Genomic DNA, 26821 nt, shown 5'->3' with positions numbered 1-26821 from the left:
GTGAAAAAATTAATAGCTGTTTTTTGCATCATGTTACTAGCTGTTTTCACATTCGCTGCTTGTAGTAGCAAAAAAGAAAATACAAAAGATCAAACTCAAAACATTCGTGTCGGCGAAGTTACCCATTCTCTCTTCTATGCCCCGTTATATGTTGGAATTGAGAAGGGATTTTTTAAAGATGAAGGATTAAATATTGACTTACAAACAACAGCTGGCGGAGATAAAACGATGACCGCTCTTTTATCTGGCGGAATTGATATTGCTCTTGTCGGTTCTGAAACGTCTATTTACGTTCATCAACAAGGAGCAAAAGACCCTGTTATTAACTTCGCACAGCTTACACAAACAGATGGGACATTTTTAGTTTCACGTAAAAAATTAAACTCTTTTAATTGGAATGACGTAAAAGGTGTTACGTTTTTAGGACAACGTAAAGGCGGTATGCCACAAATGGTTGGCGAATACGTTTTAAAGAAAAATGGCATTGACCCTCACAAAGATACGAACTTAATTCAAAATATCGAGTTTGCTAACATTGCAAATGCCTTTGCATCTGGTACAGGAGAATTTGTACAGCTCTTTGAACCGACTGCAAGTATACTTGAAAAAGAAGGAAAAGGTTATATCGTCGCTTCTTTCGGAGCTGAATCTGGCACTGTTCCTTATACAACGTTTATGGCAAAAGAAAGTTTCTTAAAGAAAGATAAAGCTACTGCTGAAAAATTCACGCGCGCACTCTATAAAGCGCAGCAATGGGTTGATACACATAGTCCAGAAGAGATTGCCGATGCCGTTTCACCACTATTTAAAGACACTTCAAAAGACATTTCAGTAAAAGTAATTGAGCGCTACAAAAAACAACATTCTTATGCGACAAATCCATTATTAGATGATGCAGAATGGAAACAGCTCCAAACGATTATGAAAGAAGCTGGTGAATTACAAAAAGAAGTTCCACATGAAGCGCTCGTCAATACAAAAATTGCCGAAAGCGTTATTAAGAAATAGAGGCGAAGTGTATGAGCTTTTTACAAATACGTAACGTTTCTCACTGCTTTTTTGCAAAAGAAAATGCCAAACTTATTCTTGAAGATATAAGTTTGCAAGTAGAAGAAGGCGAATTTATTTCAATCCTTGGTCCAAGTGGTTGCGGAAAAACAACACTCCTCTCCATCATCGCGGGGCTACTCGATCCAATTGAAGGTATCGTATTTTTAGATGGTGAACCGATTACAACTAAGACCCCATCTATGGGCTATATGCTCCAGCAAGATTACTTGTTTCCTTGGAAAACAATTGAAGAAAATATTATGCTCGGACTTCATATTCGAAAGATTTATGGTGAAAATACGAAAGAACATACATTAAAACTTTTAAAACAAGTCGGCCTATATGATATAGAACAGCAATACCCTCATGAACTATCCGGCGGTATGCGTCAACGTGCTGCCCTCGTTCGAACATTAGCGACCGATCCAAGAATTTTATTGCTAGATGAACCATTTTCCGCTCTCGATTATCAAACAAAATTAAAACTAGAAGATCTCGTCTTCACATTACTACGTAAATATAAGAAAACATCCCTACTTGTGACACATGATATTGAAGAAGCAATTGCGATGAGTGATCGTATTTATTTGCTGCAGGCGAACCCTGGAAAAATTGCAAAAACGTTCATCGTCCCAGAAAGTATCCGTTCCTTATCGCCATTAGAAGCACGCCATCACCATGACTTCCCATCCCTCTTCCAAGAAATATGGAAGGAGTTGGAACGACTTGGATAATATAAAACAACTACATGAACAGTTTCGAAAAAAAGAAAGACAACATGCATGGTTAGCTCGCTCTTTACAACTTGTACTTCTTGTTCTTTTCTTTGCACTATGGGAAATAGCTAGTAAAAAAGAATGGATTGATCCTCTACTCTTTAGCTCTCCTTCAAGTATTTGGGATCTCTTTTTAACGAAATGGATTGACGGTTCACTTTGGATTCACATATGGACGACATTGCTTGAAACCGGAGTAGGCTTCATTCTCGGAACTGTACTCGGAGCTATTATTGCCACTTTCCTTTGGTGGATGCCACTTTTGGCACGGGTACTTGATCCTTATCTCGTCGTCCTAAATGCAATGCCAAAAGTTGCACTCGGTCCAATTATCATTGTTATTTTTGGTCCAAACATTTCATCTTCTATCGCAATGGGAGTAATCATTTCCATCATCATTACCATTCTCGTTATTTACAGCGCATTTCAAGAAGTCGATTCCAACTATATAAAGGTCATGGACACATTTGGCGCAAATAAATGGCAATGCTATAAGCACGTTATTCTCCCTGCATCTTTCCCTGCGATTATTTCAACGTTAAAAGTGAATGTTGGCTTATCGTGGGTCGGTGTTATTTTCGGGGAACTCCTCGTTTCTAAACAAGGACTTGGCTATTTAATTAGCTACGGATTCCAAGTCTTTAACTTCACACTTGTCTTACTCAGTGTATTGCTCACTTGCGTCCTCGCAACTCTTATGTATATATTTGTCGAGGCATTTGAAAAACTCCTTGTTGGAAAACGAAAAAAAAGCTGACTCAAAACGATACGCTAGAGTCAGCTTCTTTCTTTTACCTTTTATCACACATTTTCGAATCATCTGTAACATTCCCATTAGCAACCGTAACTGTATGGAAACAGTCTTTCACACGTACTGTAACGACATTATCTTTTCGATCTATTACATGATAATCGTTGAACTTTTTATTTAGTGCACTACGAATTTGCTCCCCTTCAAAAATCGGAAAACCGTGAGACATTACCCAAATGAGACCAGCAACAGCAAGAATCGTTTTCATACGTTTCATTACCTCCTCGAGAGTAAACTTATAGTCCCTACAACACGCGCATTATAATTGTGTCTAAATTGTGACATTTTTATACTAATTCTCTTTTATAACGCTAGTTCCTTCTTCTTTTTTCAAAAAGACAGAATTTTCAACTTTCTCAACATAAAAAACGTAAAGAACTAAAATTCTTCACGTTTTCCCTTGGCTAAAATATATCGGATACATAGCTCACATTCATGTCCAATTGGTTACTCTATCGTTTTCGAAACATCATATAATCCCGCTAACACTTCCGCTCTCATTTTTACAAGCTCGGGGAATTGATAGAAGAAGGCAATTTTTTTATATTTTAATTCTGTCCCTTCTTTCACCTTTTTTGAATCTTGTAAAATAAACGCTGTAAATGTATCCGCAATATCTTCTGCTACATTTGTCGTCCCGTACAGTGAAACAAACTCATTTTGTTTCTCTTTAAAAAATTCAATTTGAGCTTCTTCGCTTTCTTCCACTTTCTTTTCTGTCCACTCCGGCTCAATTGGTTTCCAGAACAAATTGTGGAATTGATTTATATAAGAGCTCTCCTTCGCACATCCTTCTTGCAAGAAAAGAGATTTACATTTATTTTGGTATGATGAAATATCTTTATCTTCTTCAAAAGCCTTTAAGTATTTTTCATTTACTGGTATTTGTTTATGTCCCAGTGTCAATATGTGAGCCGTCTCATGTATTAATGTTTTCATCACTTGATCAATATTTACTGCTGAATCAAGCGTATCTAAACTAAGGGCCCACTCTTTCGGATACTCTACACTCGGCATAACGTGGGCGACAATTCCGTCGTAACCATCTGTTACCATATCAAACTCTTTTATGTCAGTGCGATACTTAGCTGGAATAAGCGTGCTATACATCTCCCATAACGATTCATGATACCCTCTATCTTGACGTTGTTCCAGCACCTCTTCTTTCGCTTCTTTATCTTCAGCAAAAACCTTATTCAATCGTTTACGATCTAGTTTATCGAAATAAGGGTCTACAATTTCATCACCATCAATATAATAAGAAGCTAAAAAGAAATAATTTTCATCATCCTCTTTTTTCATTTCTGCTTCTTTCATATCGTTACTTGAATGTCCTTCTAAATCATAATCCTCTAGTACTTCAAGTTCTGAAAGTCCATCTATCTTTTTATACACTTTTTGAAGCGTCTTATCACCTATTTGTGTGCATTCTTCTGTCGTTTCGCACACATCTTTTTTCTCTCTTTTCGAAGTTTGCTCCGACATATCACATCCAGCTACTAAGCCCGTTGAAATCATAAAACACACTAATTTTCCATACAGTTTCTTCATACGCCCCTCCATTATTCCATTCTACAAAAATATCATAATCATTTTTTAACGAATATGCGATAATTAATTATAAAAACTTTATGGAGGTTTCCCATGATTCGAGCAGTCTTATTTGACTTAGATGGAACACTATTAGATCGTCGCCAATCTCTAGAGCAATTTATTCGTGATCAATATAATCGCTTCGCCTTTCATTTGATAAACATAGAAAAATTCGAGTATTGCTCTCGTTTTCTCGAGCTTGATAATAATGGTTACACATGGAAAGATAAGGTATACTCCACTCTCCTTTGCGAATACAACATTACCACTTTAACGCAAGAGCAACTGTTGCACGACTACATTACAAACTTCCAACATCATTGTATTCCCTTCCCAAACATGCATGAACTACTTCAACAATTAAAACAGCGAAACATTAAAATTGGTATAATTACAAACGGCTTTACTGAATTTCAGATGAGCAACCTTCGAGCATTAAACATACATACGTATACAAATACAATTCTCGTTTCAGAAGCAGAAGGAGTCAAAAAACCTCATCCTGAAATTTTCGAACGTGCTTTACAAAAGCTGAATGTAAAAGCCGAAGAATGTCTTTACGTTGGAGATCATCCAGAAAACGATGCGCTCGGTTCTGAACAAGTAGGAATTTTTGGCGTTTGGAAGAGAGATTTATTTTGGGGTGACTTTGAGCATTCACGTGTGGTGGATGATTTATTGGAGGTTCTTTCGTTTTTAGAGGTAGAGAATAGCCCATAATGTAACGATATATTCACACCATTTTTTGAAACAAAAAAAGAAACCGGCCATTTTACTTCGTAAAACAGCCGATTTCTTCTATATGTTTCATCGTACGCGCTAATACATCATCGCGCATAATAAAGCTAAATTTTCTATCAGTTTTAATATTATCAGGAATGTCTTTTAATAAAACAGACCCTTTCGTTTCTTCGTAATGCGTATGTTGCTCTACCGCACTAATTGTTGCAAAATAAATGTTTTTAATGATTATTTTGTCTTTTCCGGATACTTTGTATTGCCCTAAGTAAGTTAAATCAGAAACTATGCCGCCGGTTTCCTCATGAACTTCTCGAACTGCCGCTTCTTCCGGTGTTTCCCCAAGTTCTACTTTACCACCTGGAAATTCAAGACCACGGCGTAAATGATGCGTTAATAACCATTGATCCCCGTACCGGCATACAACCCAAACATGCTTTGGCTCAGGAGAAAATGGGTAACGTTCAAACGATAATTGTACAGTGTTGTGGTAATAATCTTTAAATTTGTACATGCCATTACTCCCCTATTGATGATTACAAGTTTTTCCTACCACAAATTGTAGCATATTCTCGCTTTTCTGCATAATATTATCCAATTACAATCCATTGATTATTCCCATTTGCGCGACTAATTCTTTCGTTTCATGATTTCCTAGATCATAAATCATTTTATATGCTTTTTGTAGTTGTTCATCATACCGGTCATTATTCGAATCGTGATGATACTCAACGAATGGAACGTGGGAGCGTACAAACGAACCTAAGTCCTCTTTATATGCTTGATCAAAATACTCTCTTAACTCCGTAATCTCCTCGTCATTTGCATAAATCTCAAAATTATACGTATCCGCCGTCTTCACTTGCGAAATTTGACCATTTCCAACTGATATATAATATGTTTTTTTATTCTCCATGTAACACCCTTCTTTCATCCTTTTAATTTCTATTGTTTTCATCAATTACAAAATTATGTAAAATAAAGAAAAGGAGGGGTTTTATGCTTAAAATAGTAATTATCGGTATTATAATCGTCCTAGTCGTACTAGTACTCTCCGTTATGACGATTAATAAAGGCTATGCATATAAACATTCCATTGATAAACCAGAAGATAACCCTTATACAAAAAACAGTAAAGAGAATTCATAATACACTACGCATTTTAATCGCACTCAGTGTCATCATCATATCCGCTATTAGTTTACTGACAGGTCAAAATAACTTTCTACCAATTTCACAATTTCTATTAGGAGCTTTAATGTTTCTCATCGCAATTGAGCAAATAAAAAAGAAGGATTCAGGAACCGGATTTATTTGTATTGTTACTGGTGCTTTCATTTGGCTTGTTCTCATCATTACCTACATAAAGTGAAACTTTAATCAGTGGGGGTTTTGTCCATCCCCCACTGATTATTAGCCCTCACCAATCGGACTTTTACGGGCAGTTATCTCCCACCTAACTTCCTCGCATTCGCCGAATTCTGAGATGGGAGTCTTACTGCCCACAAATAGCGGGATAAAATAGAAGGAGGGTCCTTTATGTTAAAAGGATTTCGGATTTCGAATTACTTTTTCATTTACCGCTTTATCTATAGCAATCTATAGTTTTATCAGCGGCAACAGAGACATTATGCCTTACATGTTCATTTTCTTAGGTTTGATGGCTTTCACTATGGGTCTAGAAGAAATTAAAAAACATAAACAATCTAGTGGCACACTTGCTTTCATAGCTGGCGCTGCTGCTTTATTACTTGGCTTCTCAGAAATTTTTCGTTAAATAGTCTATTTAAAGGAGGTGTACAATGCTAACTGGATTACGGATTTTTCTCATGTTTTTCACGCTTATCATACTCTCTCTTTGCACTTATTCTCTTATTACCGATAATTTCACACTTCTCCCATACATACAATTTACTCTCAGCTTTATCTTTATTCTTCTAGGAATTAATGAACTGAAATCCGGACGAAAATCAATGAGTATTCCGTATTTTTTCGTTTCTATTCTTATGTTCTTCGTTTTAATATCGATTTACTTTCACTAAAGGAGGATTTCATGTTAAAAAACATTCGAATTATACTAGCAACTATTGCCCTCATTCTCGCTCTACTTAACCTCTTTGCAAAATTCTCTACGCTTTTACCATTCGTATTTATCCTTTTAAGTATTATGTTTATCCTTTTTGGAATTGATGAAATAAAAGAGCGGCAAAAAGCAAAAGCATTTGTTTATTTTCTCTGTTCTGCCTTTATTTTATATGTTGGAGTATCTAGTATACTTTCATAAAAAGAAGAGTAAGTTTTCTCTTAACAAAATAAAAAACTGCCCTTTCACAGGCAGTTTTTTCCTTCTATCCAAACACTTTCTCAAGTTCATCTTTATCTTGGCTTAACCAGAAGTTCATTAAGCGTTTTGCTCCTTCTAAGTCATGAAGCTTCGCTTGGCCACACTGTGTTTCATTTGCAGCTGGAATTTCTGTAATTTGAACCGCATCTTTTAATGTTAGTTCTAATAAATCAATAATTTCGCGAACCGTTGGTGTTCCGCTTACAACAAGATAATATCCTGTTTGGCAACCCATTGGTGAAATATCGATAATATCAAAATGCGGATAACGATCAATATATTTACGTAAATTAAATGCTAATAAATGCTCTAACGTATGAATAACATCTGGTTTCATTGCTTGTTTATTCGGTTGGCAAAAACGAATATCAAATTTATTTACAATACCGTCACTACCTACATTGTGAACTCCGCAATGTCTTACATAAGGTGCCTTTACAATCGTATGATCTAATTCAAAGCTTTCTACTGATGGCATACAACATCTCTCCCGCTTTTAATTTAATTCCGTTATATCCAATATGATATAACGGAAATCAACATTAGTAAAGTATTATGTACAGTCGTGCTATAATACTTTAAGACTATGCTGAAAAGGAGACCATTATGAAACAGATTTTTATTGGGATTATACGCTTTTATCAAAAGTTCATTTCTCCGATGACACCACCAACTTGCCGCTTTTATCCGACTTGTTCTCATTACGGATTAGAGGCGTTTCAAAAACATGGTGCACTCAAAGGCTTTTGGCTTACTTGTAAGCGTATATTAAAATGTCACCCTTTCCACCCGGGAGGATTTGATCCTGTCCCAGATAAAAAGGATGACAATATACATTCTTAATTTTCGTAACCATTCACAACTAGATCTAATTTTCCTGTGTCAGGATCTATAACAAGACCGTGAACAGGTACTTCTTCCGGAAGTAACGGATGGTTGCGAAGTATTGACACACTATGTTCTACACTTTCTTCTACGCTAGAGAATCCTTGTAGGAATCTTTCTAAATCGATTCCAGAATAACGAAGTGTATCTAATTTCTCTTCTGTTACGCCGCGCTCTTTCATTTTTTCAATTGTACTGCTTGCTTGAATTTTTGCCATACCACAATCATGATGACCGACAACACATACTTCGTCAGCTCCAAGCTCATATACAGCGACTAAAATACTACGCATAATACTTCCAAACGGATGTGAAATAACAGCACCTGCTACTTTAATAATTTTCACATCACCGTTACGCATATTCATTGCTTTCGGTAATAATTCAACAAGACGAGTATCCATACAAGAGATAATCACCATTTTTTTATTTGGAAATTTTCCTGTTTCATACTCTTCGTATTTTTTCTCTTCAACAAATTTTTCATTGTATTGTAAAATCTCTTCTAATGACTTCATAGTAAAGAACCCTCTTTTCTCTCATTTACACTACATATATAGTGTACCAAAATTTGAAAAACTCAAAAAGGATATTGCTTTATAGTAAAAATAGGATATTTTCAGATAATCGACATAATTCTTTCAAAATATACACACACCTTTGTAACAAGTCTCACATACTTTAAACGTTTTTTCACTATAAACTGATTGTAGATAATGTAAAAAAGGAGTGAATATTTATTATGTCCGACGTTCTGTTACTGAGTCGTTTTCAATTTGCAATTACTATTTTTTATCACTTTTTATTTGTACCTTTGACAATCGGACTTGTTATTTTGGTAGCATGTATGGAGACTCAATACGCCCGCACATTGAATCCAACATACCGCAAAATGGCAAATTTCTGGGGTAAATTATTTACAATTAACTTCGTAATGGGGATTATAACCGGGATTACGATGGAATTCCAATTTGGAACAAACTGGTCTGAGTACTCCAAATATATGGGGGATATTTTTGGATCGCCTCTCGCAATCGAAGCACTCGTTGCCTTCTTCTTAGAATCTACTTTCATGGGAATATGGTTATTCGGTAAAGACAAAATTTCACCAAAGTTCCGTGCCTTCTGTATGTGGATGGTTGCACTTGGAACAAATATTTCCGCACTTTGGATTATTACAGCAAACGGTTTTATGCAAAACCCTGTTGGCTACGTAGTACGTAACGGCCGCGCTGAATTAAATGATTTCTGGGCACTTGTTACAAATCCATATGCTTGGAACATGTTCTTCCATACTGTAATTGGTTGTTATATCGTTGGTGCTTTCTTCGTTATGGCAATTAGTGCCTATCACTTATTACGTAAAAATGAAGTCGATTTCTTCAAAAAATCATTTAAGTTTGGTTTAATATTAGGATTATTCGCAGCAACAATTACACCTTTTATGGGTCACCAATCAGGTGTATCAGCTGCTAAATACCAACCAGCAAAAGGAGCTGCAATGGAAGCTGTTTGGGAAACTGGAAAAGGACAAGGTTTCTCAATCATTCAAATTCCTGATGTAAAAAATGAAAAGAACTTTGAACTACTTACAATTCCAAAACTCGGCAGTTTCTTCTATACAAACTCATTTGATGGAGAAATTGTTGGTTTAAAAGATATTCCGAAAGAAGATCGTCCAAATGTTAACCTCGTATACTATAGCTTCCGCTTAATGGTTGCACTTGGTATGTTCTTTATGGCATTAACTTGGTTCGGTTTCTATTTAAACCGAAAAGGAAAACTAGAAAACTCAAAACGTTATTTAAAAATTACAATGTGGTCTGTCTTACTTCCTTATATTGCAATTAATGCTGGCTGGATTGTTGCTGAAGTAGGTCGTCAACCGTGGACAGTTTATAAACTAATGCGTACAGCAGAATCTGTATCACCTATATCAGTTCCACAAATTTGGTTCTCATTAATTAGTTTAATATTGTTCTACACTTTACTTTTAATTGCAGACGTATACTTAATGCTGAAGTTCGCAAAAAAAGGACCAGCTGCATTAGAAGAGCCTGCTACTGAAGGAGGTACAGCTCATGTCTCATGATATGCTTGCAATCATCTGGTTCGGTTTATGGGGCGTAATTTGGACAGTTTACTTCATTCTTGATGGCTACGCACTCGGTAACGGAATGATTTTCCCATTCGTTGCGAAAGATCGTCAAGAACGAAATCAATTACAAGAAGCTATCGGCCCGTTCTGGGGTGGTAATGAAGTATGGTTAATTACAGCTGGTGGTGCAACATTTGCTGCCTTCCCAGTCACATATGCAAATATGTTTAGCTACCTATATACACCACTATTTTTAGTATTACTTGCACTATTTGCTCGTGCCGCTGGACTTGAATTTATGCATAAAGACGATTCACCAATTTGGCAAAAAACTTGTAAATGGGCATTTTCAATTGGTAGTTTCCTAATCGCCTTCTTATTCGGTGTTACATTCGCTAACCTATATTACGGACTACAAATTGGAAAAAACGGTTATGAAGGAAATTTACTTAGCTTATTAAACCATTATGGTATTTTAGGTGGTCTATTCTTCACTGCTATATTCGTCGTATCTGGTGCCCTTTGGGTTATGATTAAAACGACTGGTGAAGTATCTGATCGCGCTTATAAAATCGCAAGACCATTTTCAATGGCAGCTGCTATCATTTTAGCTATCTTCTATGTAGCAACTGCAAATCGTACAAATTTATTCCACAACTTTACGGAATATCCTGTACTATTCATTCTTCCAATACTTGCAATGTTAATGAGTGTACTCGCACTTATTATGGTGTACAAACATAAAATCGGCCTTGCATTCACATTCGTTTGCTTAACAATCGCAATGTTTATGACAACTGGCTTTGCAGGTATGTTCCCAAGAATGTTACCATCACGTATTAACGACGCATACAGCACAACGTTATACAACGCAGCAGGTAGTGAATTAAACTTAAAAATTATGTTCTTCGTTGCAATGGTCATGGTACCAATCGTTATTGGATATCAACTTTGGAGCTACAGCATATTTAAAGATAAAATTCATAAAGACTCTGCTAAAGGATATCACTAAAATGAAAAAGACACTTCGAGCGAAGTGTCTTTTTTACTTATACGTATGATTTTCGATACGATGTTATATTTTGGTTTAACAACTATGATAAAGAAGTATCACTAACAACTCCATTGTATCACAGAGCAAATACATCACTTTATGCGATTTTACATATAGCTTCTATAAAGTAAACTGAATTTCTTGATCATTTAAATCGTTATCATTTACATCTGCCGTACTAATACCACTGAATGTTCTCACATTTAATCCAGTATTTGAAGATCCCGATCCGTTATAAGCTTTCGTCTTTTCAATCGGATGTACGTTATATTTATCACCTAAGTTAATTGTCCCGTTACAGTTCTCAATAATAACACCTTCAACAATAGCTGGCATTTTGTCACCTACTTTCATTCCGTTACTCCCATTCTATGAGAATCGTCTAAAAAAATAGCATGTGTAAATAAGAAAAAGCACTCAGCCTGAGTGCTTTTTCTTATTTACCGCTCTTATTTCTCTCACAAGCAATTCCATCACCATCACGATCTAAATGCTTACCGTAATAAGGACTATCTCTTGTAATATCGTAAACCCCAGCATCATTTGCTTCTTTACAGTTAGCAAAGCGTTTTGGTTGTGGTTGTTCTTGTCCGGCTCCTGGTCTTTCTTCAAGCGGTAATGTCGCGTTATATAAGAACTGAACGTATTGCTCACGACTTACATGCATTCTAGGTGCGAATTTACCATCACCAGTTCCAGCTGTAATATAATTTGATTTAATTGCAGTAATCGCAGGATTCGCCCATCCATTTCTATCTACATCCGGGAAATTATGATCCCCTCTTATTTGCAATTGGAACCCTTTTGTTAAAATTTGTGCCATTTCATCGCGAGTTAACGAATCTTTCGGTCTAAAGTTCCCTGTGCCATCTCCAGCAAATACACCCATCTCTGTTAAAGCAAGAATCTCTTTTTTAAACAGAGTCGAACGATCAGTAACATCTTTATACGGATTATTATACTGTTCTTTTACTGCTGGCTTTAATTGACGGAACATAAGGGCTGCCACTTGCTCACGAGTTACATCATCACCAAACCCAAAAATCCCATTTCCATATCCAGCAACAATGTTTTTATTTGCTAAGTCCATAATTGCCTTATAAGACCAATGATTGTTTGGAACATCTTTAAACTCTATACTTGCCTGCGCCGTCCCAATTGAAGTAAATGCTGTAGTCGCAACAATTGCACCTGTTAAAAGTAATTTTTTTAACCCCATATTTGAATCTCCTTCTCTTTTCCATAATAACCACTTAACAATATAACAAATTATATAAATTCTTTTTGTCATATTGTGTCGAACACAAAAAAGAATCCCGAAGGATTCTTTTTGCTAAGCATGAATGGCAATTCTGGAGACAGTTGACTTCTTCAAAAATTTATTAGGGGTAATATTTTGAAAAAGAAAGCCTTTCATATTCAACTTAACATCATTGGAATATATAGTAAATTGATAATATTTATACCGAAGATTGCTAATGTTTAGTATAGATAGTTTCCACTACGTTAACAGTGAAAACTATCTATACTAAACAACAAAAAAGTGCCTTCAAAGAAGACACTATAAAACAGAATTATTTATTGTTATACGATTGTTAGATACAAAAAGTAGAGGGAAATGTTTGTATAAAATTCTGCTTTATAGCGTGTATCCACAACTTATATTTTAATCCTCTTTCCTTGAAAACAAATACAATATGCACAATTACATACCCAAAAGAAAAGACACTCTACCGAGTGCCTTTTCAACCATTTTACTTTTAACATATTGCCTTAAATGCATTTTAACATATTTATCCAATATATTTTATCGAGAAAATTCAAAATCCTTTTTCTTTCATTTCCAATTATAAAATCATGTAATATAAAAGGTATGTCAAATTCTTATACAAATTGAGGTGTACTATATTATGTATTTTGGAATCATTCCTCTTATATTACTTATTATTTTTCTTATCTCATATTTAAAAGATCCACGAAAAATAATAAATGGCTTTTTATTTAATGCCTTTTTCTGTTCATTTCTATTATTTTGCGCTATAGCCTCATATGAGTCTGGTAGTAACTCTTTACATTTTATCGTTATTATTCCCCTGTTAGCGCTAATTGTAATGATACCTTTTGCTATAGTCGCTTTAATGTTTGGACTATTTCTTAATGCAAAAATTTTAATGCAACGTGAAGGAAGACGCTTCACAAACTCTTTAACTTTAATTGCTGCTTTAGGGATTTTATTCTTTATTATGCTCGCTATCATAAATCCAGCAAATTTATTCTCAGAGCATTTTCAATTTATTTTCACTGCGATTTCGCTTATAACTATGTATTTCTTTGTACATTTGTCTAACTTCTTAAGCGCATATTTTTTATATCAATTCAATAGACCTAGACGTAATCAAGATTTCATCATCGTTCTTGGTAGTGGCTTAATTAATGATAAAGTACCACCTTTACTTGCAAGTCGCATTAATAAAGCAATCGACTTTTATTGGAAACAAGCCTCTGTAAATACACCACCAACAATCATTTTCTCTGGTGGGCAAGGTCCAGATGAAGGTCTTCCTGAAGCAGAAGCAATGCAAAAATATGCTGTTGAAAAAGGAATTCCGATTGAACATACAGTGCAGGAAAATCGCTCTGTCAACACATATCAAAACATGTCGTTCTCTAAAGAAATTATGGATTCTTTAAAACCAGAAGGTAAGTATAGAAGTATCTTTACAACGAACAACTTCCATCTTTTCCGCGCTGGTATATATGCAAGACAAGCTGGTCTTAATAGCCAGGGAATTGGATCAAAAACAGCATTTTATTACTGGCCTAACGCAATGATTCGTGAATATGTCGCAATTGTTGTAATGGGACGTAAGCGCCATATGAAAGTGTGCGGGACTATTTTAGGTTTCGCTTTATTCCTAACAGTCCTTAGTTTTATTGTTTCTTAACATTCTCCCATCCTTTCATAAGGATGGGATTTCTTATACTTATTTCAAAAATATTTTAAAGATAATATGGTGATAATATTCCCTGCATACATCCATTAAAGGAGAATTTTTTCAAATTAAATGTTAAAATGGAATGTAGGTGTGAATTACGTAACAAATAAGAAACTAGTTTGAAACGAGGAAATTACATGGAGAAAATTATCAAAAACAAGCCCAATAAGCTAAAAATTGCTTCAAAAGCTTTGATGATTATTATTGGGGCATTTATCACAGCGTATGGATTAGAATCGGTATTAATTCCAAATAACGTATCAGACGGTGGTGTAACTGGTTTAAGTATCGTTAGTTCAAGATTATTTGGATTGCCATTAGGAGCTCTAATCGCAGTTATTAACATTCCTTTCGTTTGGTTAGGATATAAACAAATTGGTAAAAGTTTTGCAATTTATTCTATTATCGGGATTGCTTCATTAGCAATAGGTACCGTTGTCATGCACGGAATACCAATTATTATTGAAGGTGATACATTACTCGTTACAGTTGTTGGTGGTATTATTATCGGTTTCGGTATGGGACTAGCATTACGTAACGGCGGCGCATTAGATGGAATCGATATGCTAGCTGTATTACTTTCTCGTAAGTTACCTTTTGGAACAAGTGACCTTATTTTATTCTTAAATATGTTTGTCTTTATTTTTGTTTCAACAGTATTTGGTCTTCAAGGAGCTATCCTTTCGGCAATTGCTTACTTTATCGCTTCTAAAGTGATTCATATTGTTGAAGTTGGTTTAAGTGGTTCGAAAACATTTAAAATCATCACAAAAGAACCTGAACTAATGGTTGAAACAATTCGTGATCGTTTAGGCCGAAGCGCAACATACAATGAAGTTTACGGCGGTTATTCAAGAGAGAAATTTAAAGAAATCTCTTGTGTAATTAACCGTTTAGAAGAAAGTAAAATGAAAGACCTTATTAATGAAATCGATCCTAATGCCTTTATTACAGTTTATGACGTAGCAGAAGTAAAAGGCGGTAATTTCAAGAAACGTGATATTCATTAATCATTATGAAAAAAGAGGCTGTGCCAAAATTTTGGCACAGCCTCTCCTTATTATTAAGTTGCTACCGTTATCAGTTTTTGTCGGTAAGTCGATATATTCTAATAATCGCTGATATATTTTCACTCCCCCCACTTTCCTCCTCTCTTAACCCAATCTACATACTTTTGAAAGGCGTTTACTTCATGTTGAAAGCGAAGCGGAAAATACAGAAAGAGAGTACATGTACATATTATCCATAGAATACCTACTATAAAGTGAAATTTCATCGTTGTACTAATGAACAAACTGAGGAATAAGACGAGGAACATAATCAAACTAAATCTTTTGTACATTGTCATACGAATCCCTCCTTATATATTAAGTGTACCAGACACAAGGAATAAATCCCCATAAAAAAGACCGAAAAGCAAATTCCACTTTTCGGTCTCTATACTATCTTCTCTTCGTAATTTTCCCAGAACCACCAACCCTTGTTTTCGGGGGAGATGTATTCTTTGGCGGCGTTTTAATAGATGATTTCGGCTTCACATCTGATCCGCTTGAACCACCGGGTGTTTTTGTAATTTTTCCTTTGCTTCCGGTAGGAGGCGGAGGCGTCGTATTACTTCCTTTTTCCGTAATACTCCCTTTATCACCTACAGATGATTTCGAATCTACATTATCGCCTCGCTTAATAATAGATCCTTTCCCTTCCTTCGTAATTGGAGGCGGGGTTTTCTTTTCTTCTTTCGTAGGTGGTCTTTCCGGGATAACCGGTTTATGATTTTGTCTGTCGTTATATCCGCGATAATCACCGTATGATGATTTTCGTGAACCGAATATATCGTTTAATATACTCCCCATAATATATCCTTGTAAGAAGGATGGTTGGTAATTTTGACGGACAAATTCTTCATTACTAATTTCAATTAACGTATCAGATGGTTTCTCTTTATCCTTTTGCAAATTATACATTTTATCAGAATAAACGAGGAACATTTGATTTTCGTCTTCTTTAGATGCTTGCTTCGGTTTCCTTTCGGCTATAAGTTCCTTTGCGACTTCAGGAACTGACCGATTGGCAGCCCTATACACGTAAGATTCTTGTTTACCATCCTTTGCGACAGACTCTAGCGGATAACGGTCCTGAATTGACTTCGCCTGACCACTTTGACAGCCCGATAAAGCATAGCCGGCAATAACAAGTAATGTAACGATAGCAAGTATAGGGATCACGAACGATTTAATCATGGTAAACAATCGGTTTGACATGATTACGCCCCCCTTATGTTGCTCTTATGATTTGTACATCAGCAGGAATAATTGCTTCTCCCTCATACATCATTGTGCGACCATTTTGCCATTCAACACGTAATAATTTGCGGTTGTCAGACTGGAATTCCCATACGTACTGTTCTTCTGAAGCAGCGAATGGCGTTTTCCCCATAACAACAACACGTCCATTATATTGTTCTTCCATATGATACTCTATATCATCCATTTCAATCGTCGTCGGAATTTCATCGATTGAATCTAAACGACCATCAATCGGTGTATACAATTTGTAATACGTATTTTCACGGTCTTCAATTTTTAAATAACGAATATCTTTCCCGTCCTGCAAAGTTAAAACAATCTCTTTGCGAGAATGCATGCTCGTTTTCCCAGTTAATTCGTACATCACTAACGACACTTCAATCATATCGCCAGGAGCTAATGTCAAAAGACTCTTTTCTGGTTTCGGCGGCTCTGGGCTTTTCATTATATTTTTAATACGTTTAAATAAGCTCACAATCTATCCCTCCTTTTCTCTTTATAAACAAGCACCTAAAATAAGTGCCCCAACGATATGTAATGAACCAGCTAACATCGCATGTGCTACGCTGCCTTCTTTCGTTCCTTCTTCCAAATCTAAACCAGACATCTTCTTTAACACAAACTCAATGAACATTTCTACAACTAATAAAATAACGAAAGAAACTGCTGAGGCAAGAAGCGCTTGCCACAAATCATTTGCTTTCGTAATCGATTGTGACAAAATGTATCCTTGAGCGAATAATTTCATAACGAAACGTGTTGTCACTGCTGTGTTTCCATTTTTTATCTCTTTTAAATCATTGTATTTTGTAAAAATCGAATCAACCCACATAATTGCAAATAAAAGTACCGCACTCGCTCCAGTCCATACAAGCATAGCTAAAACATTCATCCACGTCATTACAAAACCTCCTCTAAAATAGTAATAGAAAACCGACATGAATTCTCTTCAGACATGTCGGTTTCTTTGTCTATTCTATATTATTTCTCGTACTGCTTCATAATACGAGCTAATTCATCGTCAACAACAGAATTTTTGTTTAAGCTTGCGAATTCATCATCTAACGACTTTTCTTTCTTGTAAATTTCACCGCTTGCTTCTGCTTCAGCCTCTAATTGAAGTGCTTTCTCTTCCATACGGCTTAAACCAGCTTTTGCTGAATTTGAATCGAATCCAGACATCGCCTGATTAATATTCTTTTGTGCTTTCGCTGCATTTACACGTGCTACAAGTGTTTCACGCTTATTTTTCAGCTCTGTTAATTGTTTACGCATTTCTTCTAGCTTAAGGCGAAGGTTATCAGCAGCAGCTTTGTTTTGCTCATAGCTTGCTTTATACTCATTCATCTTTTGCTCTGCATTTTGTTTTTCTTCTAAAGCACGGCGCGCAAGATCTAAGTTACTAGCTTGAACAGCCATATGAGCTTGCTCTTCACGTTTTTTCACAAGTGCTTCTTGCTCTTCAAATAATATTTTAAATTTCTTCTCAAGTGCGATTTGAGCTGCTACACTTTTCTCAGCTTCTTGTACATCCGCTTGCATATCGCGTAAATATTGATCCGTCATCTTAACTGGATCTTCAGCTTTTTCAATTAATGAATACACATTCGACATTGTTAAATCTCTTAATCGTTTAAATACAGACATCCAAATTCCTCCTATGATATACCTCATATTTCAAATTCACTACTTGGAAAATTAAAAATCTCCCTTTTCAGTAAGAATATTCATTTTTACAACCTATGTGTTTATTATAACAAAACTAAGATGTCCTTACATGTTATTTCCAAAATACAGCCAATATAATATGACATTCCATATTGAATATTGTATTCCTACTATATCCTTATTATTTCTGCCTCCAAAATCAACTTATTTTTGCGCGATTTCACTAAATTACATAAGTGTAATGTTACTGTAAGCTAACTCGATAGTTACGTTTCCATATTTCTTATACACTAATACCAGAAGCAGCAAACAAGCTTCTCCACATGTAAGAACTAATACAAAAACTGTATTTACTATAAAACATATAAAAAGGAGAAATCATCATGAAAAAATTAGTAGGAATCGGGTTAGCAGCAGCAATTTCATTCGGAGCATTATCAGGTTGTTCTTTATTAGGAGAAAAAGCGAACGGTATCGTTGCTTACGGTAGTGACCAACAAGTGAATTCAATCATTGATAAAAATAAATCTGACATAAAAGAAAAGAACACATACAAAATGAAACTTGCGACATTAGAAGGTAAAAAAGTACTTGTAATGGATAAGAAAACTGGTGAAGAGTTAGTGAAGAAAGAACTACTTAAGAAAGTAGAAAAAGACAATGCAAAAGCAATTGATAAATTACCAGCAGTAACAGTCGAACAAGGTGTATTATTTGCGAAAGAAAAAGTAGAAAACGCCGAAATTAATGGTACAAAATTGAAATATGAAGGTAATTCAATTATTGGTGATGGTCGTTCTTATACAGATATGTTTGCAATCGTCGATGATGCTGCATACGGAAAAGTAACAGGAGAAGAAAAATCTGTCGGTGTATTAAAAATGAATAAAGATCCTAAAAAAGAAATGGCTGATCATAGAAAAGCAGCAGAAGAAGCTCAATTAGTTAAAATTAAATAATAAAAAAAGCTTTGCGAAATTCGCAAAGCTTTTTTCTATTTATGAGCAATTTGCTCCATATCCGGACTACAAGTTTGCGACTGACATGACTTATTTAAAGAGCATGCTGCGCATTTTCCTTTTTTACTTCTCTTTACAAAATTAACTAACGTATATGCTGCATAACCAAAAATGATAGCTCCAATTATAATATTGACCATCACCGCGATACATCTCCTTCTAGAATCCGAGTAAGGATCCAACTTGGTATATAATGAGCGTTAATACATAAGCAACAACGAGCGGATAAACGACAGAGAAAACTGTCCATTTCATCGATCCTGTTTCACGTTTAATAACAGCTACTGTCGCTAAGCACGGAACATATAATAAAACAAAGAACATAAATGCGTACGCTGATAAAGCAGTATAATGTGCCCCCATTACATTTCCTAGCACATCTTCTTTAACCGCATAAATAATCGCCATTGTTGAAACGACAACTTCTTTTGCCAAAAATCCTGTTAAAAGGGATGCCCCAGCTTGCCAAGTTCCAAAGCCGAGCGGTGCAAATAGTGGTGCAATAAATCCACCAATCATTGCTAAGAAACTGTCTCCCATATCAACACCAAATCCTGATGGACCTGCATAATTTAATAACCAAATGACAACGGAACCACCGAAAATAAATGTACCCGCTTTACGAACAAATCCTTTACCTTTCTCCCATGTACTTAGCCATAACGTTTTCGCTTGTGGCACACGGTAAGGAGGTAATTCAATTACGAAAATAGATTTTTCCGCTTTTAAAATTGTAAGAGACATAATTTTTGTAACTAATAACGCAAGGACAATTCCCGCAACATATAAGGAGAACACAACAGTCGCCTGACTATTAGGGAAGAATACTCCCGCAAATAATGCATATACAGGTAAACGTGCTGAACAAGACATAAATGGAGTTACTAAAACTGTAAGTAAACGTTCTTTCTCCTGTTCAATCGTTCTCGCCGCCATAATACCTGGTACATTACATCCAAACCCGATAATCATTGGGATAAATGCTTTTCCGTTTAATCCGAAGAACTCCATAATTCTATCCATAACAACCGCAATTCGCGCCATATATCCCGAGTCTTCTAATAATGAAATGAAAAAGAATAGTGCAAAGATTTGTGGAACGAATACTAATACAGCACCAACACCTGCAATAATACCTTCTGTAACGAGTGCTTGAATAAAATCTGAAGCACCAACACTTGTGAGTCCAGCTGTTACCCAATCCGTAAGCTGCCCACCCAAAAACTCATCTAACAGATCAGATAACGGTGTACCAATCCACGTAAACGTAACCTGAAAAATAAAAAACATAACTGCTAAAAAGATTGGAAGTCCTAAAATTTTATGTGTAATTAACTGATCGATTTTTTCCGAAAAAGGAATTTTCCCTTCTTTCTCATGCTTCATAACATTTGTTTTTAACTTTTCAATATACGCTTCACGAGTTTTGTAAATATGCTCTTCCAACGTACAATTAAGTTTTTCTTCTAAACGAGATCGAATGGCTACAAGTTCCTTATAAATTGGTAATGCTTTCATTTCTTTTTCTACTACTTCGTTATTACTTAGAAATTGAAGGGCTAACCATCTTGGATGCTCATAATTCGCCGTCTCTAAAAGGGCGATTATCTCTCCAATCCCTTCATCCATTTGTACACCATATGAAATAATGAATGGCCTATTCTCTTTTTTGTCATTTTCTTTAAGAGTCGTAAGTAATTCTTCACAGCCTTTTCCAGTTCTTGCGATGACAGGAACGACTGTCACACTTAATAGTTTTGATAATCGTTTTACATCAATAACAATTCCTCTTTGCTTCGCCACATCAACCATATTTAAACCAATTGAAACTGGCTTACCAAATTCAAGCAATTGCAACGTTAAATGCATATTCCGCTCAAATTGCGAAGAATCCACAATGTTTAACATATGCTGAAATTCTTCTGTTAGTAGAAAGTTTGTTACAACCCCTTCATCACGTGAAACTGGATTTAAATCATAGACGCCTGGTAAATCGATTAATGTTCCCTGCTTATCTTTTAATTTACCAACCTTTTTTTCTACTGTTACACCACTCCAGTTTCCTACATATTCATAAGAACCTGTCAGTGCATTAAATAATGATGTTTTCCCTGTATTCGGATTCCCTAGCAAAGCTACCTTATTCACGCTAATTCCACCTTTATCATTTTCGCGTCACAATGACGAATACTAATTAACTGTCCACGACACTCCAATGTACAAGGACCTTTGAACATCGCTTTCTGCTTCATGCGAAGTTCGCTTCCTTCAGAAAGACCGAAAGCTGCCAGTCTTCTCTTTAATAATTGGTCTAAAGACTGAACGCTTTTTACTAACACTTTCTCACCGATTTTAATATCTACTAAGCTCATAACCTTCCCCCTCAGAAGAGAATGATAATTATTTTCAGACAAATTATAGCACACTCTATTTCTCTTGTACTATACCCTTTTGCTTCATATTTATTAACATTTCAATACAATTATATTTCAATCACTGTCATACTAGATTCGTTTGCCATTCTCATCCATTTCGCTTACAATAAACAATAGCAAATAAAGAATCTCGTTATCACTGGGGGAGCCATGCTGCTGAGAGGGAACACTTCGTTCCGACCCTTCGAACCTGTTAGTTAATGCTAACGCAGGGATTGTGCAAACGTCCGAAATACATACCTCTTTTTATTTACGTATTTCGTATCCTCCTATGATATCTATTCTTTTTTTGTGCAACTTGGATTTAGGGGGAGACAACATGCGTAACACTAATTTACAAGCGATGATCGAATCTGCTATTCTTGCAGCCTTCGCCTTGGTCATCGATATTTTACCATTATCAATCAAACTTCCAACAGGCGGTTCCATCTCATTCGCTATGATTCCTATTTTTATTATCGCATACCGCTGGGGATTCAAAACGGCTTTCCTAGGTGGCTTAATTTGGGGACTTTTACAAATCGTCGTAGGTGATGCTTACATTTTAACACCTGTTCAAGCATTCATTGAGTACTTCATTGCATTTGCTTTTATCGGATTTGCTGGTTTATTCTATCGTCCAATTCAAAAAGCACTTGCCGCAGACAATAGTAATGCAGATCATCCAAGTTTTGGCAGTCGCAAAGATAAGCCCAAACAAAACAAAGGAAAAAAAGCACTCGTTTACATGATCATTGCCACATTTGTCGGTAGTTTTGCACGCTATTTCTGTCACTTTATTGCTGGTATTATTTTCTTTGGCCAATATGCACCAAAAGGTCAATCAGCTGTCTTATATTCATTAATTGTAAACGGCAGTACTATGATCAGTTCTTTCATGCTATGTACTGTATTACTAATTCTTTTATTTAAAACTTCACCACGCTTATTCAAAAGCAGCGGTGCTTATCAAATGAATAGAGAAAAGAAGAGCGCCTAATGAGCGCTCTTTTTTCATATCGTAATATCAATAATAAATACAATAAATGCACAAAAGAAAATAAATACCATCACACCTAGTAAATTGCTATTCACGGCTAATCTACTCCTTACATAACCTCATTTTCTATTCAAAGTATACTGTTTAAAAATAAAGATTAGGTAAAGATAATATGAAATTAAATTAAAAAAGCGTAACATGTATTGTCTACGCTTTTTTCGGTAAGTAGAAGTAAAATAACACACCATCTTTTGTATTCTTTACCCCATATTCAGCATTGTGCAATTCTAAAATATTCTTTGAAATAGCAAGCCCAAGCCCCGTTCCACCTTGTGAACGCTGACGAGCTGCATCCACGCGATAAAAACGATCCCAAATTTTATCTAATTGCTCTTCTTCAATGTGGGCGCCTTTATTTTCAATACACACTTTGATACGATCCTTTTCATCTATTGTGGAAATAATGATATTCTCTTTATTTTGTGTATAACGTATTGCATTCGTAAGGAAGTTCACTATAACTTGTTCAATTCTATTTTGATTCCCAACCACTTCAGCTGGACATATATGCTTGTGCACACTCAGTTCTTTTTTCTCTATCTCCGATGAAAGCTGTTCACATATTTCTTCAATCACTCCATCGATATAGAAAGAATCCATCTTCATGTTATATGTGCCAGACTCAAATTTAGCTAATTCAAGCATATCCAAAATTAGTATATCCATCTTGTCTACTTCTTTTTCCATCGCCTGAAAATAGTAGTCTTTCTTATGTTCAGCTACCCCATCTTTTAAAATGGAAATACAGCTTTTCATAATACTCAGTGGCGTTTTTAGTTCATGCGATACACCTGCAATAAATTCTTTCCTTGTGTTTTCTAACTTTCTTTCTTTTTCAATATCTTCTTCTAACTGTCCAATATGTGAATGTAGTTTATTAGATAGTGTATTAATATTTTCCGATAAATCACCGATTTCATCTTTTGAAGTTATCGGAATTTTTTCTGTAAAATCTAAATGCGCTATTTTTTTCGTTGTATCGTTTATTCTTAGTAACGGTTTTGCAATTTGTTTTGAGTAATAAAACGAAGCTAGAAAAATTAGAACGACTACAAATGCAACAATATAGATGTAATAATCTTGCACCATTTGTACAGCCTCATCTACAGGCTGTAAAGAAGCCATCGCATATATATATGTGATTGATCCGTCTTTTTCTTTTATCGGTTTGATTAATAATTTATATTTTATATCATTCTTTTCGAAGTCCATTGTTTGTGTTGCATATTTTATTTGATTGCTTTCTTTTAATAATAAATTAGCTTGAAATTCTTTTATATTATCCAAAAACAAATTGTTTTTATAAATTGGATTTACGGGAACTGTTCCATCAGAAGGCTGCACTTTCGTAATTGTTCCATTTATATTGAAATCGGAATTTTGAGCAACCCTCTTCTTCTCCAAATCACTCAAATTCCCAGCAACTTTTTTTCTTTCCTCACCGATTAAATCTTGTGCTACTCTTGGCTTTTCCTCACTTTCCTTAAGTTCCCTTTCAGCTAACTTCTTACTTAGTGGTTTATTAGCCCAGCTCAAACTCCCCTCTGCTGACTGTAAATATGATGTGATGAAACTGTCATTTCTTAGCAAACCACTAAAATAAACCTTTTTTCCTACCAAACTAGGTAGTATCCTACTTTCAATCTCATCTATATTCATGAGGTTATACAGAGGAATAGTGATTGTTTTTTGTCCAAATTGTTTCTCTTCCAAACGCTCTAAAGTAATCTCCACATAAAAATCATCCGTATGTTTTAAATTCCCATTCTGATCTAATGTTGTAATCCACGTATTATTTTCTCTTAAAAAGTCTTGCTCCAGTTTCTGAATTCCATCTGCACTTCCTGCATAATTTAAATAGTTCTTTTCAAAAGAATTTAAATTCACTTTAATGTCTTCCACTTTTCGATTCGCATAATATTGCTTAAAAAATATCGTTTGTCCAATAAATATCGTCGCCAAAATCAACATACATAGGGCTGTTGTAAGGGTAAATAATTTAAGTACAATCCCTTTTCTCATATGTTCCCCTCGAATTTATAACCGGTTCGCACTACAGTTGTAATGTGCTTTGATTTTTCTCCTAATTTATTTCGCAAATTACGAATATGGCTATTAACCGTTCGATCATCACCAGCAAACTCATATCCCCAAATTCTTGAAATTAATTGCTCTCTTGTTAGTACAATTCCTTGGTTTTTCATGAAATACACTAATATTTCAAATTCTGTATGTGTTAAAGTAATGTCTGCCTCATCAACAGTAACAGTACGTGACGGAAAATGGACATGAATGCCATGAATTGATAACGTATCATCTTCATTCTCTAAAGGCTTCTTTGTTTTTCTACTTTCTAACAACCTTTTCGCTCTCGCTAATAAAATAGGCGGACTATATGGTTTCGCAACATAATCATCTGCCCCAAGCTCAAACCCAAGTAACGTATCATCTTCATCTACACGTGCCGTCAGCATAATAATTGGAACCCCGGACGTCTTACGAATCCTTCGGCAAACAGACCAACCATCAAGTTCTGGCAACATAATATCAAGAATAACTAAATCAACCTCTTCTTCTTCAAATAAGACTAAAGCTTCTTTCCCGTCTCTCGCTTCAAGCACTTTATATTGTTCACTCAAAAAGTAATCCTTTAATATTTCACGTAAAATATCTTCATCTTCAACAATTAAAATGTTTTTTGACATAATCTATGTCTTCCCCTCTCATTTTAAGTAGCCAGCATTTTGTACTTGATAATTTTATTTTGAATTACTCGTAATTAACTTTGCCTCGATAATATATCGATCCGGTGCATCCCCTATATAATCAAATGGATAGCAAGTCGTCAGTGTTAATATTGGTTCTTCTTTTTTTATAATAACAGTACGATCATCCGCATGGGTAATCCATGTCTTTTGAATTTCATATGTGTAAGTTTTATTATCATACTCTAAAATAAGAGTATCCTTTTCTTTTAACTCTCCTAAATCTGTAAATACAGTATCTCGATGCCCACTGAGTACAGTATGTCCTCCTCCAGATGGAGTTGTCGTTAAATCACTAACAAACATACCAACTCCTTTTTTCAAAGTTGCATCATTCGCTCCCCAATAAACAGAAAATTTCTTCTTTATTTTCGGGATATTTAACATAGCCACTTTTTGGCCTTCTTTATGTTGTATTTGAGAAGAAGGTACTTGCGCGTTTACTGGTACTTCACTAGAATGCTGCTTAGATGTTTGCTGCTCAAAATTTTTAATCTCTTCCGTCGTCAAATCTTGTGCAGAACTTTTTCCTTTATACCATTCAAAAGAATAATAAGCTCCCATTAATAGACCTGCTATCATTAACGTAAACCCAATACGATTTAAAATCGTCACTTTTAATCCCTCCATGCAAAAAATGGTAGGGATATCCTACCATTTTTAATATATGAAATTATCCCATTCTTTATAGGCTAATAAACACTTTATTTTTATGCCTTCACTTTATTACGACGATTCAATCCAAATAATGTGCCTATTGCTACAAGACATGCGCTTAGTGCCATCATTGCTACATTATTTGATGCTGTGTTTGGTAATTTTTCACCTTGTACAGCTTGCTTCGCTACTTCTTTTTTAGCCACATCACTTTTTTCTTGTACTTGTGCTGCTCCCTTTTTCTCTACTTCGTTCTTTTGTTGCGCTTTTATTGCTTCTTCTTTTTTAGCCACATCACCTTTTTCTTGTACTTGTGCTGCTCCCTTTTTCTCTACTTCGTTCTTTTGTTGCGCTTTTATTGCTTCTTCTTTTTTAGCCATATCACTTTTTTCTTGTACTTGTGCTGCTTGCTTTTTCTCTACATCATTTTTTTGCTGTTCCTGAATTGCTGCTTCCTTTTTAGCTACATCTGACTGTACTTGCGCTGCTTCTTCCTTTGTCAGTGTTCCAGTTGAAGCACTCGCTACCGAAGAATAACCTACTGTTAAAAGTGCCATTGCACAAATTGGTAATAGTTTCTTTTTCAT

Annotated in this window: 35 protein-coding genes and 1 riboswitch; of the genes, 15 read left to right on the top strand and 20 right to left on the bottom strand. The window is 35.3% G+C overall.

Features of this window, described 5'->3' with window-relative positions; genetic code table 11:
• From QCI75_RS03375 to QCI75_RS03365, 3 genes are read left to right on the top strand one after another with little or no spacing between them, the layout of a single operon-like run.
• Window positions 1-1008: an ABC transporter substrate-binding protein gene (locus tag QCI75_RS03375; RefSeq protein ID WP_144505794.1), complete on the top strand. Its 1008-nt coding sequence runs from the start codon at window positions 1-3 to the stop codon at window positions 1006-1008.
• An 11-nt stretch (window positions 1009-1019) separates the two neighbouring features.
• Complete coding sequence (locus tag QCI75_RS03370; RefSeq protein ID WP_144505793.1) at window positions 1020-1784, top strand: ABC transporter ATP-binding protein; 765 nt, start codon at window positions 1020-1022, stop codon at window positions 1782-1784.
• Window positions 1777-2583 carry an ABC transporter permease gene (locus QCI75_RS03365; protein ID WP_144505792.1) on the top strand — a complete coding sequence of 269 codons (807 nt, stop codon included), beginning with the start codon at window positions 1777-1779 and terminating at the stop codon, window positions 2581-2583. Before QCI75_RS03370 ends, QCI75_RS03365 begins: the two co-directional genes overlap by 8 nt.
• Window positions 2584-2617: 34 nt before the next feature.
• Here QCI75_RS03365 and QCI75_RS03360 read toward each other — a convergent pair whose 3' ends face one another.
• Both QCI75_RS03360 and QCI75_RS03355 read right to left on the bottom strand, forming a co-directional pair.
• Window positions 2618-2845, bottom strand: coding sequence for a hypothetical protein (locus tag QCI75_RS03360; RefSeq protein ID WP_144505791.1), 228 nt, complete (start codon window positions 2843-2845; stop codon window positions 2618-2620).
• A 239-nt stretch (window positions 2846-3084) separates the two neighbouring features.
• Window positions 3085-4188 carry a M35 family metalloendopeptidase gene (locus tag QCI75_RS03355; protein WP_144505790.1) on the bottom strand — a complete coding sequence of 368 codons (1104 nt, stop codon included), beginning with the start codon at window positions 4186-4188 and terminating at the stop codon, window positions 3085-3087.
• A 93-nt stretch (window positions 4189-4281) separates the two neighbouring features.
• Here QCI75_RS03355 and QCI75_RS03350 point away from each other — a divergent pair, with 93 nt between their 5' ends.
• The gene (locus QCI75_RS03350) at window positions 4282-4950 is read left to right on the top strand and encodes an HAD family hydrolase (protein ID WP_144505789.1); all 669 of its coding nucleotides are present in this window, start codon (window positions 4282-4284) and stop codon (window positions 4948-4950) included.
• Window positions 4951-5002: 52 nt separating this feature from the next.
• On the opposite strand, the gene mutTA is transcribed toward QCI75_RS03350, so the two are convergent.
• Together mutTA and QCI75_RS03340 are read right to left on the bottom strand one after the other, a co-directional pair.
• Window positions 5003-5482, bottom strand: a complete 480-nt coding sequence (mutTA, locus tag QCI75_RS03345) for an antimutator 8-oxo-(dGTP/GTP)ase (protein ID WP_002015736.1) — start codon at window positions 5480-5482, stop codon at window positions 5003-5005.
• Between the two features lie 84 nt (window positions 5483-5566).
• Complete coding sequence (locus QCI75_RS03340) at window positions 5567-5884, bottom strand: hydrolase (RefSeq protein ID WP_144505788.1); 318 nt, start codon at window positions 5882-5884, stop codon at window positions 5567-5569.
• A gap of 83 nt (window positions 5885-5967) precedes the next feature.
• Between QCI75_RS03340 and ytzI the strand changes: the two genes are divergently transcribed.
• The 4 genes from ytzI to QCI75_RS03320 all read left to right on the top strand — a co-directional run bounded on the left by ytzI (window position 5968) and on the right by QCI75_RS03320 (window position 7252).
• Window positions 5968-6117 carry a YtzI protein gene (gene ytzI / locus QCI75_RS03335; protein WP_144505787.1) on the top strand — a complete coding sequence of 50 codons (150 nt, stop codon included), beginning with the start codon at window positions 5968-5970 and terminating at the stop codon, window positions 6115-6117.
• Window positions 6110-6340 (top strand): DUF3953 domain-containing protein, encoded by a 231-nt coding sequence (locus QCI75_RS03330; protein WP_144505812.1) that lies wholly within the window; start codon window positions 6110-6112, stop codon window positions 6338-6340. Before ytzI ends, QCI75_RS03330 begins: the two co-directional genes overlap by 8 nt.
• 192 nt (window positions 6341-6532) lie before the next feature.
• Window positions 6533-6745, top strand: coding sequence for a YczI family protein (locus tag QCI75_RS03325; RefSeq protein ID WP_353761485.1), 213 nt, complete (start codon window positions 6533-6535; stop codon window positions 6743-6745).
• A 276-nt stretch (window positions 6746-7021) separates the two neighbouring features.
• Window positions 7022-7252, top strand: coding sequence for a YczI family protein (locus QCI75_RS03320; protein ID WP_144505784.1), 231 nt, complete (start codon window positions 7022-7024; stop codon window positions 7250-7252).
• 64 nt (window positions 7253-7316) lie between these two features.
• Here QCI75_RS03320 and luxS read toward each other — a convergent pair whose 3' ends face one another.
• Window positions 7317-7790, bottom strand: coding sequence for an S-ribosylhomocysteine lyase LuxS (gene luxS / locus QCI75_RS03315; RefSeq protein WP_001141369.1), 474 nt, complete (start codon window positions 7788-7790; stop codon window positions 7317-7319).
• A gap of 128 nt (window positions 7791-7918) precedes the next feature.
• On the opposite strand from luxS, the gene yidD reads away from it, so the two are divergent.
• Entirely contained in the window at window positions 7919-8155 is a 237-nt protein-coding gene (yidD, locus tag QCI75_RS03310) for a membrane protein insertion efficiency factor YidD (RefSeq protein ID WP_144505783.1), read from the top strand.
• On the opposite strand, the gene QCI75_RS03305 is transcribed toward yidD, so the two are convergent.
• A complete protein-coding gene (locus QCI75_RS03305; protein WP_002089163.1) occupies window positions 8152-8715 on the bottom strand; it encodes a beta-class carbonic anhydrase in 564 nt (187 codons plus the stop codon). The two genes, yidD and QCI75_RS03305, sit on opposite strands and share 4 nt — an antisense overlap.
• Before the next feature lie 224 nt (window positions 8716-8939).
• Between QCI75_RS03305 and cydA the strand changes: the two genes are divergently transcribed.
• Window positions 8940-10289, top strand: coding sequence for a cytochrome ubiquinol oxidase subunit I (gene cydA / locus QCI75_RS03300; protein ID WP_144505782.1), 1350 nt, complete (start codon window positions 8940-8942; stop codon window positions 10287-10289).
• A complete protein-coding gene (cydB, locus tag QCI75_RS03295) occupies window positions 10279-11307 on the top strand; it encodes a cytochrome d ubiquinol oxidase subunit II (RefSeq protein WP_144505781.1) in 1029 nt (342 codons plus the stop codon). The genes cydA and cydB overlap by 11 nt, the downstream gene beginning before the upstream one ends.
• 162 nt (window positions 11308-11469) lie before the next feature.
• Here cydB and QCI75_RS03290 read toward each other — a convergent pair whose 3' ends face one another.
• Window positions 11470-11703, bottom strand: a complete 234-nt coding sequence (locus QCI75_RS03290; RefSeq protein WP_144505780.1) for a spore germination protein — start codon at window positions 11701-11703, stop codon at window positions 11470-11472.
• A gap of 82 nt (window positions 11704-11785) precedes the next feature.
• A complete protein-coding gene (locus QCI75_RS03285) occupies window positions 11786-12568 on the bottom strand; it encodes an S-layer homology domain-containing protein (protein ID WP_144505779.1) in 783 nt (260 codons plus the stop codon).
• A gap of 691 nt (window positions 12569-13259) precedes the next feature.
• Here QCI75_RS03285 and QCI75_RS03280 point away from each other — a divergent pair.
• Complete coding sequence (locus QCI75_RS03280) at window positions 13260-14294, top strand: YdcF family protein (RefSeq protein ID WP_353759964.1); 1035 nt, start codon at window positions 13260-13262, stop codon at window positions 14292-14294.
• A gap of 188 nt (window positions 14295-14482) precedes the next feature.
• The gene (locus QCI75_RS03275; RefSeq protein WP_016135528.1) at window positions 14483-15355 is read left to right on the top strand and encodes a YitT family protein; all 873 of its coding nucleotides are present in this window, start codon (window positions 14483-14485) and stop codon (window positions 15353-15355) included.
• A 119-nt stretch (window positions 15356-15474) separates the two neighbouring features.
• Here the strand turns inward: QCI75_RS03275 and QCI75_RS03270 are convergent, their stop codons facing one another.
• The 5 genes from QCI75_RS03270 to QCI75_RS03250 all read right to left on the bottom strand — a co-directional run bounded on the left by QCI75_RS03270 (window position 15475) and on the right by QCI75_RS03250 (window position 18298).
• Window positions 15475-15693 carry a hypothetical protein gene (locus tag QCI75_RS03270; RefSeq protein ID WP_144506730.1) on the bottom strand — a complete coding sequence of 73 codons (219 nt, stop codon included), beginning with the start codon at window positions 15691-15693 and terminating at the stop codon, window positions 15475-15477.
• A 94-nt stretch (window positions 15694-15787) separates the two neighbouring features.
• Window positions 15788-16606, bottom strand: a complete 819-nt coding sequence (locus QCI75_RS03265) for a DUF4247 domain-containing protein (protein ID WP_144506731.1) — start codon at window positions 16604-16606, stop codon at window positions 15788-15790.
• A 13-nt stretch (window positions 16607-16619) separates the two neighbouring features.
• Window positions 16620-17126: a DUF4178 domain-containing protein gene (locus QCI75_RS03260; RefSeq protein ID WP_000051748.1), complete on the bottom strand. Its 507-nt coding sequence runs from the start codon at window positions 17124-17126 to the stop codon at window positions 16620-16622.
• A gap of 21 nt (window positions 17127-17147) precedes the next feature.
• On the bottom strand, window positions 17148-17552 hold the full coding sequence (locus tag QCI75_RS03255) for a DUF350 domain-containing protein (protein ID WP_000220084.1): 405 nt from the start codon (window positions 17550-17552) through the stop codon (window positions 17148-17150).
• A gap of 80 nt (window positions 17553-17632) precedes the next feature.
• On the bottom strand, window positions 17633-18298 hold the full coding sequence (locus tag QCI75_RS03250) for a PspA/IM30 family protein (RefSeq protein ID WP_002015754.1): 666 nt from the start codon (window positions 18296-18298) through the stop codon (window positions 17633-17635).
• Window positions 18299-18702: 404 nt separating this feature from the next.
• On the opposite strand from QCI75_RS03250, the gene QCI75_RS03245 reads away from it, so the two are divergent.
• Window positions 18703-19278: a lipoprotein BA_5634 family protein gene (locus QCI75_RS03245; RefSeq protein WP_144506732.1), complete on the top strand. Its 576-nt coding sequence runs from the start codon at window positions 18703-18705 to the stop codon at window positions 19276-19278.
• Window positions 19279-19313: 35 nt separating this feature from the next.
• On the opposite strand, the gene QCI75_RS03240 is transcribed toward QCI75_RS03245, so the two are convergent.
• Genes QCI75_RS03240 through QCI75_RS03230 form a run of 3 tightly spaced genes read right to left on the bottom strand, consistent with a single transcriptional unit; the run spans window position 19314 to window position 21710 of the window.
• A complete protein-coding gene (locus tag QCI75_RS03240) occupies window positions 19314-19481 on the bottom strand; it encodes a FeoB-associated Cys-rich membrane protein (protein WP_000989597.1) in 168 nt (55 codons plus the stop codon).
• Window positions 19482-19497: 16 nt separating this feature from the next.
• Window positions 19498-21486, bottom strand: coding sequence for a ferrous iron transport protein B (gene feoB / locus QCI75_RS03235; protein WP_144506733.1), 1989 nt, complete (start codon window positions 21484-21486; stop codon window positions 19498-19500).
• On the bottom strand, window positions 21483-21710 hold the full coding sequence (locus QCI75_RS03230) for a FeoA family protein (protein ID WP_000060519.1): 228 nt from the start codon (window positions 21708-21710) through the stop codon (window positions 21483-21485). The genes feoB and QCI75_RS03230 overlap by 4 nt, the downstream gene beginning before the upstream one ends.
• A 194-nt stretch (window positions 21711-21904) precedes the next feature.
• Window positions 21905-22006, top strand: a riboswitch (TPP riboswitch).
• Between the two features lie 86 nt (window positions 22007-22092).
• Between QCI75_RS03230 and thiT the strand changes: the two genes are divergently transcribed.
• A complete protein-coding gene (gene thiT, locus QCI75_RS03225; RefSeq protein WP_144506734.1) occupies window positions 22093-22752 on the top strand; it encodes an energy-coupled thiamine transporter ThiT in 660 nt (219 codons plus the stop codon).
• A 207-nt stretch (window positions 22753-22959) separates the two neighbouring features.
• On the opposite strand, the gene QCI75_RS03220 is transcribed toward thiT, so the two are convergent.
• The 4 genes from QCI75_RS03220 to QCI75_RS03205 form a co-directional block, all read right to left on the bottom strand.
• Complete coding sequence (locus QCI75_RS03220; RefSeq protein WP_353759963.1) at window positions 22960-24834, bottom strand: sensor histidine kinase; 1875 nt, start codon at window positions 24832-24834, stop codon at window positions 22960-22962.
• Window positions 24831-25517: a response regulator transcription factor gene (locus QCI75_RS03215; protein WP_144506735.1), complete on the bottom strand. Its 687-nt coding sequence runs from the start codon at window positions 25515-25517 to the stop codon at window positions 24831-24833. The genes QCI75_RS03220 and QCI75_RS03215 overlap by 4 nt, the downstream gene beginning before the upstream one ends.
• A 54-nt stretch (window positions 25518-25571) precedes the next feature.
• Complete coding sequence (locus QCI75_RS03210) at window positions 25572-26192, bottom strand: class D sortase (RefSeq protein WP_144506736.1); 621 nt, start codon at window positions 26190-26192, stop codon at window positions 25572-25574.
• A gap of 95 nt (window positions 26193-26287) precedes the next feature.
• Window positions 26288-26821 (bottom strand): LPXTG cell wall anchor domain-containing protein, encoded by a 534-nt coding sequence (locus tag QCI75_RS03205; RefSeq protein WP_144506737.1) that lies wholly within the window; start codon window positions 26819-26821, stop codon window positions 26288-26290.

The organism is Bacillus cereus group sp. RP43 (genome assembly GCF_040459645.1).
GTDB classification, from domain to species: domain Bacteria; phylum Bacillota; class Bacilli; order Bacillales; family Bacillaceae_G; genus Bacillus_A; species Bacillus_A mycoides_C.
The sequence above is the reverse complement of the archived record's forward strand: the minus strand, read 5'-3'. Positions and strand labels throughout refer to the sequence as shown.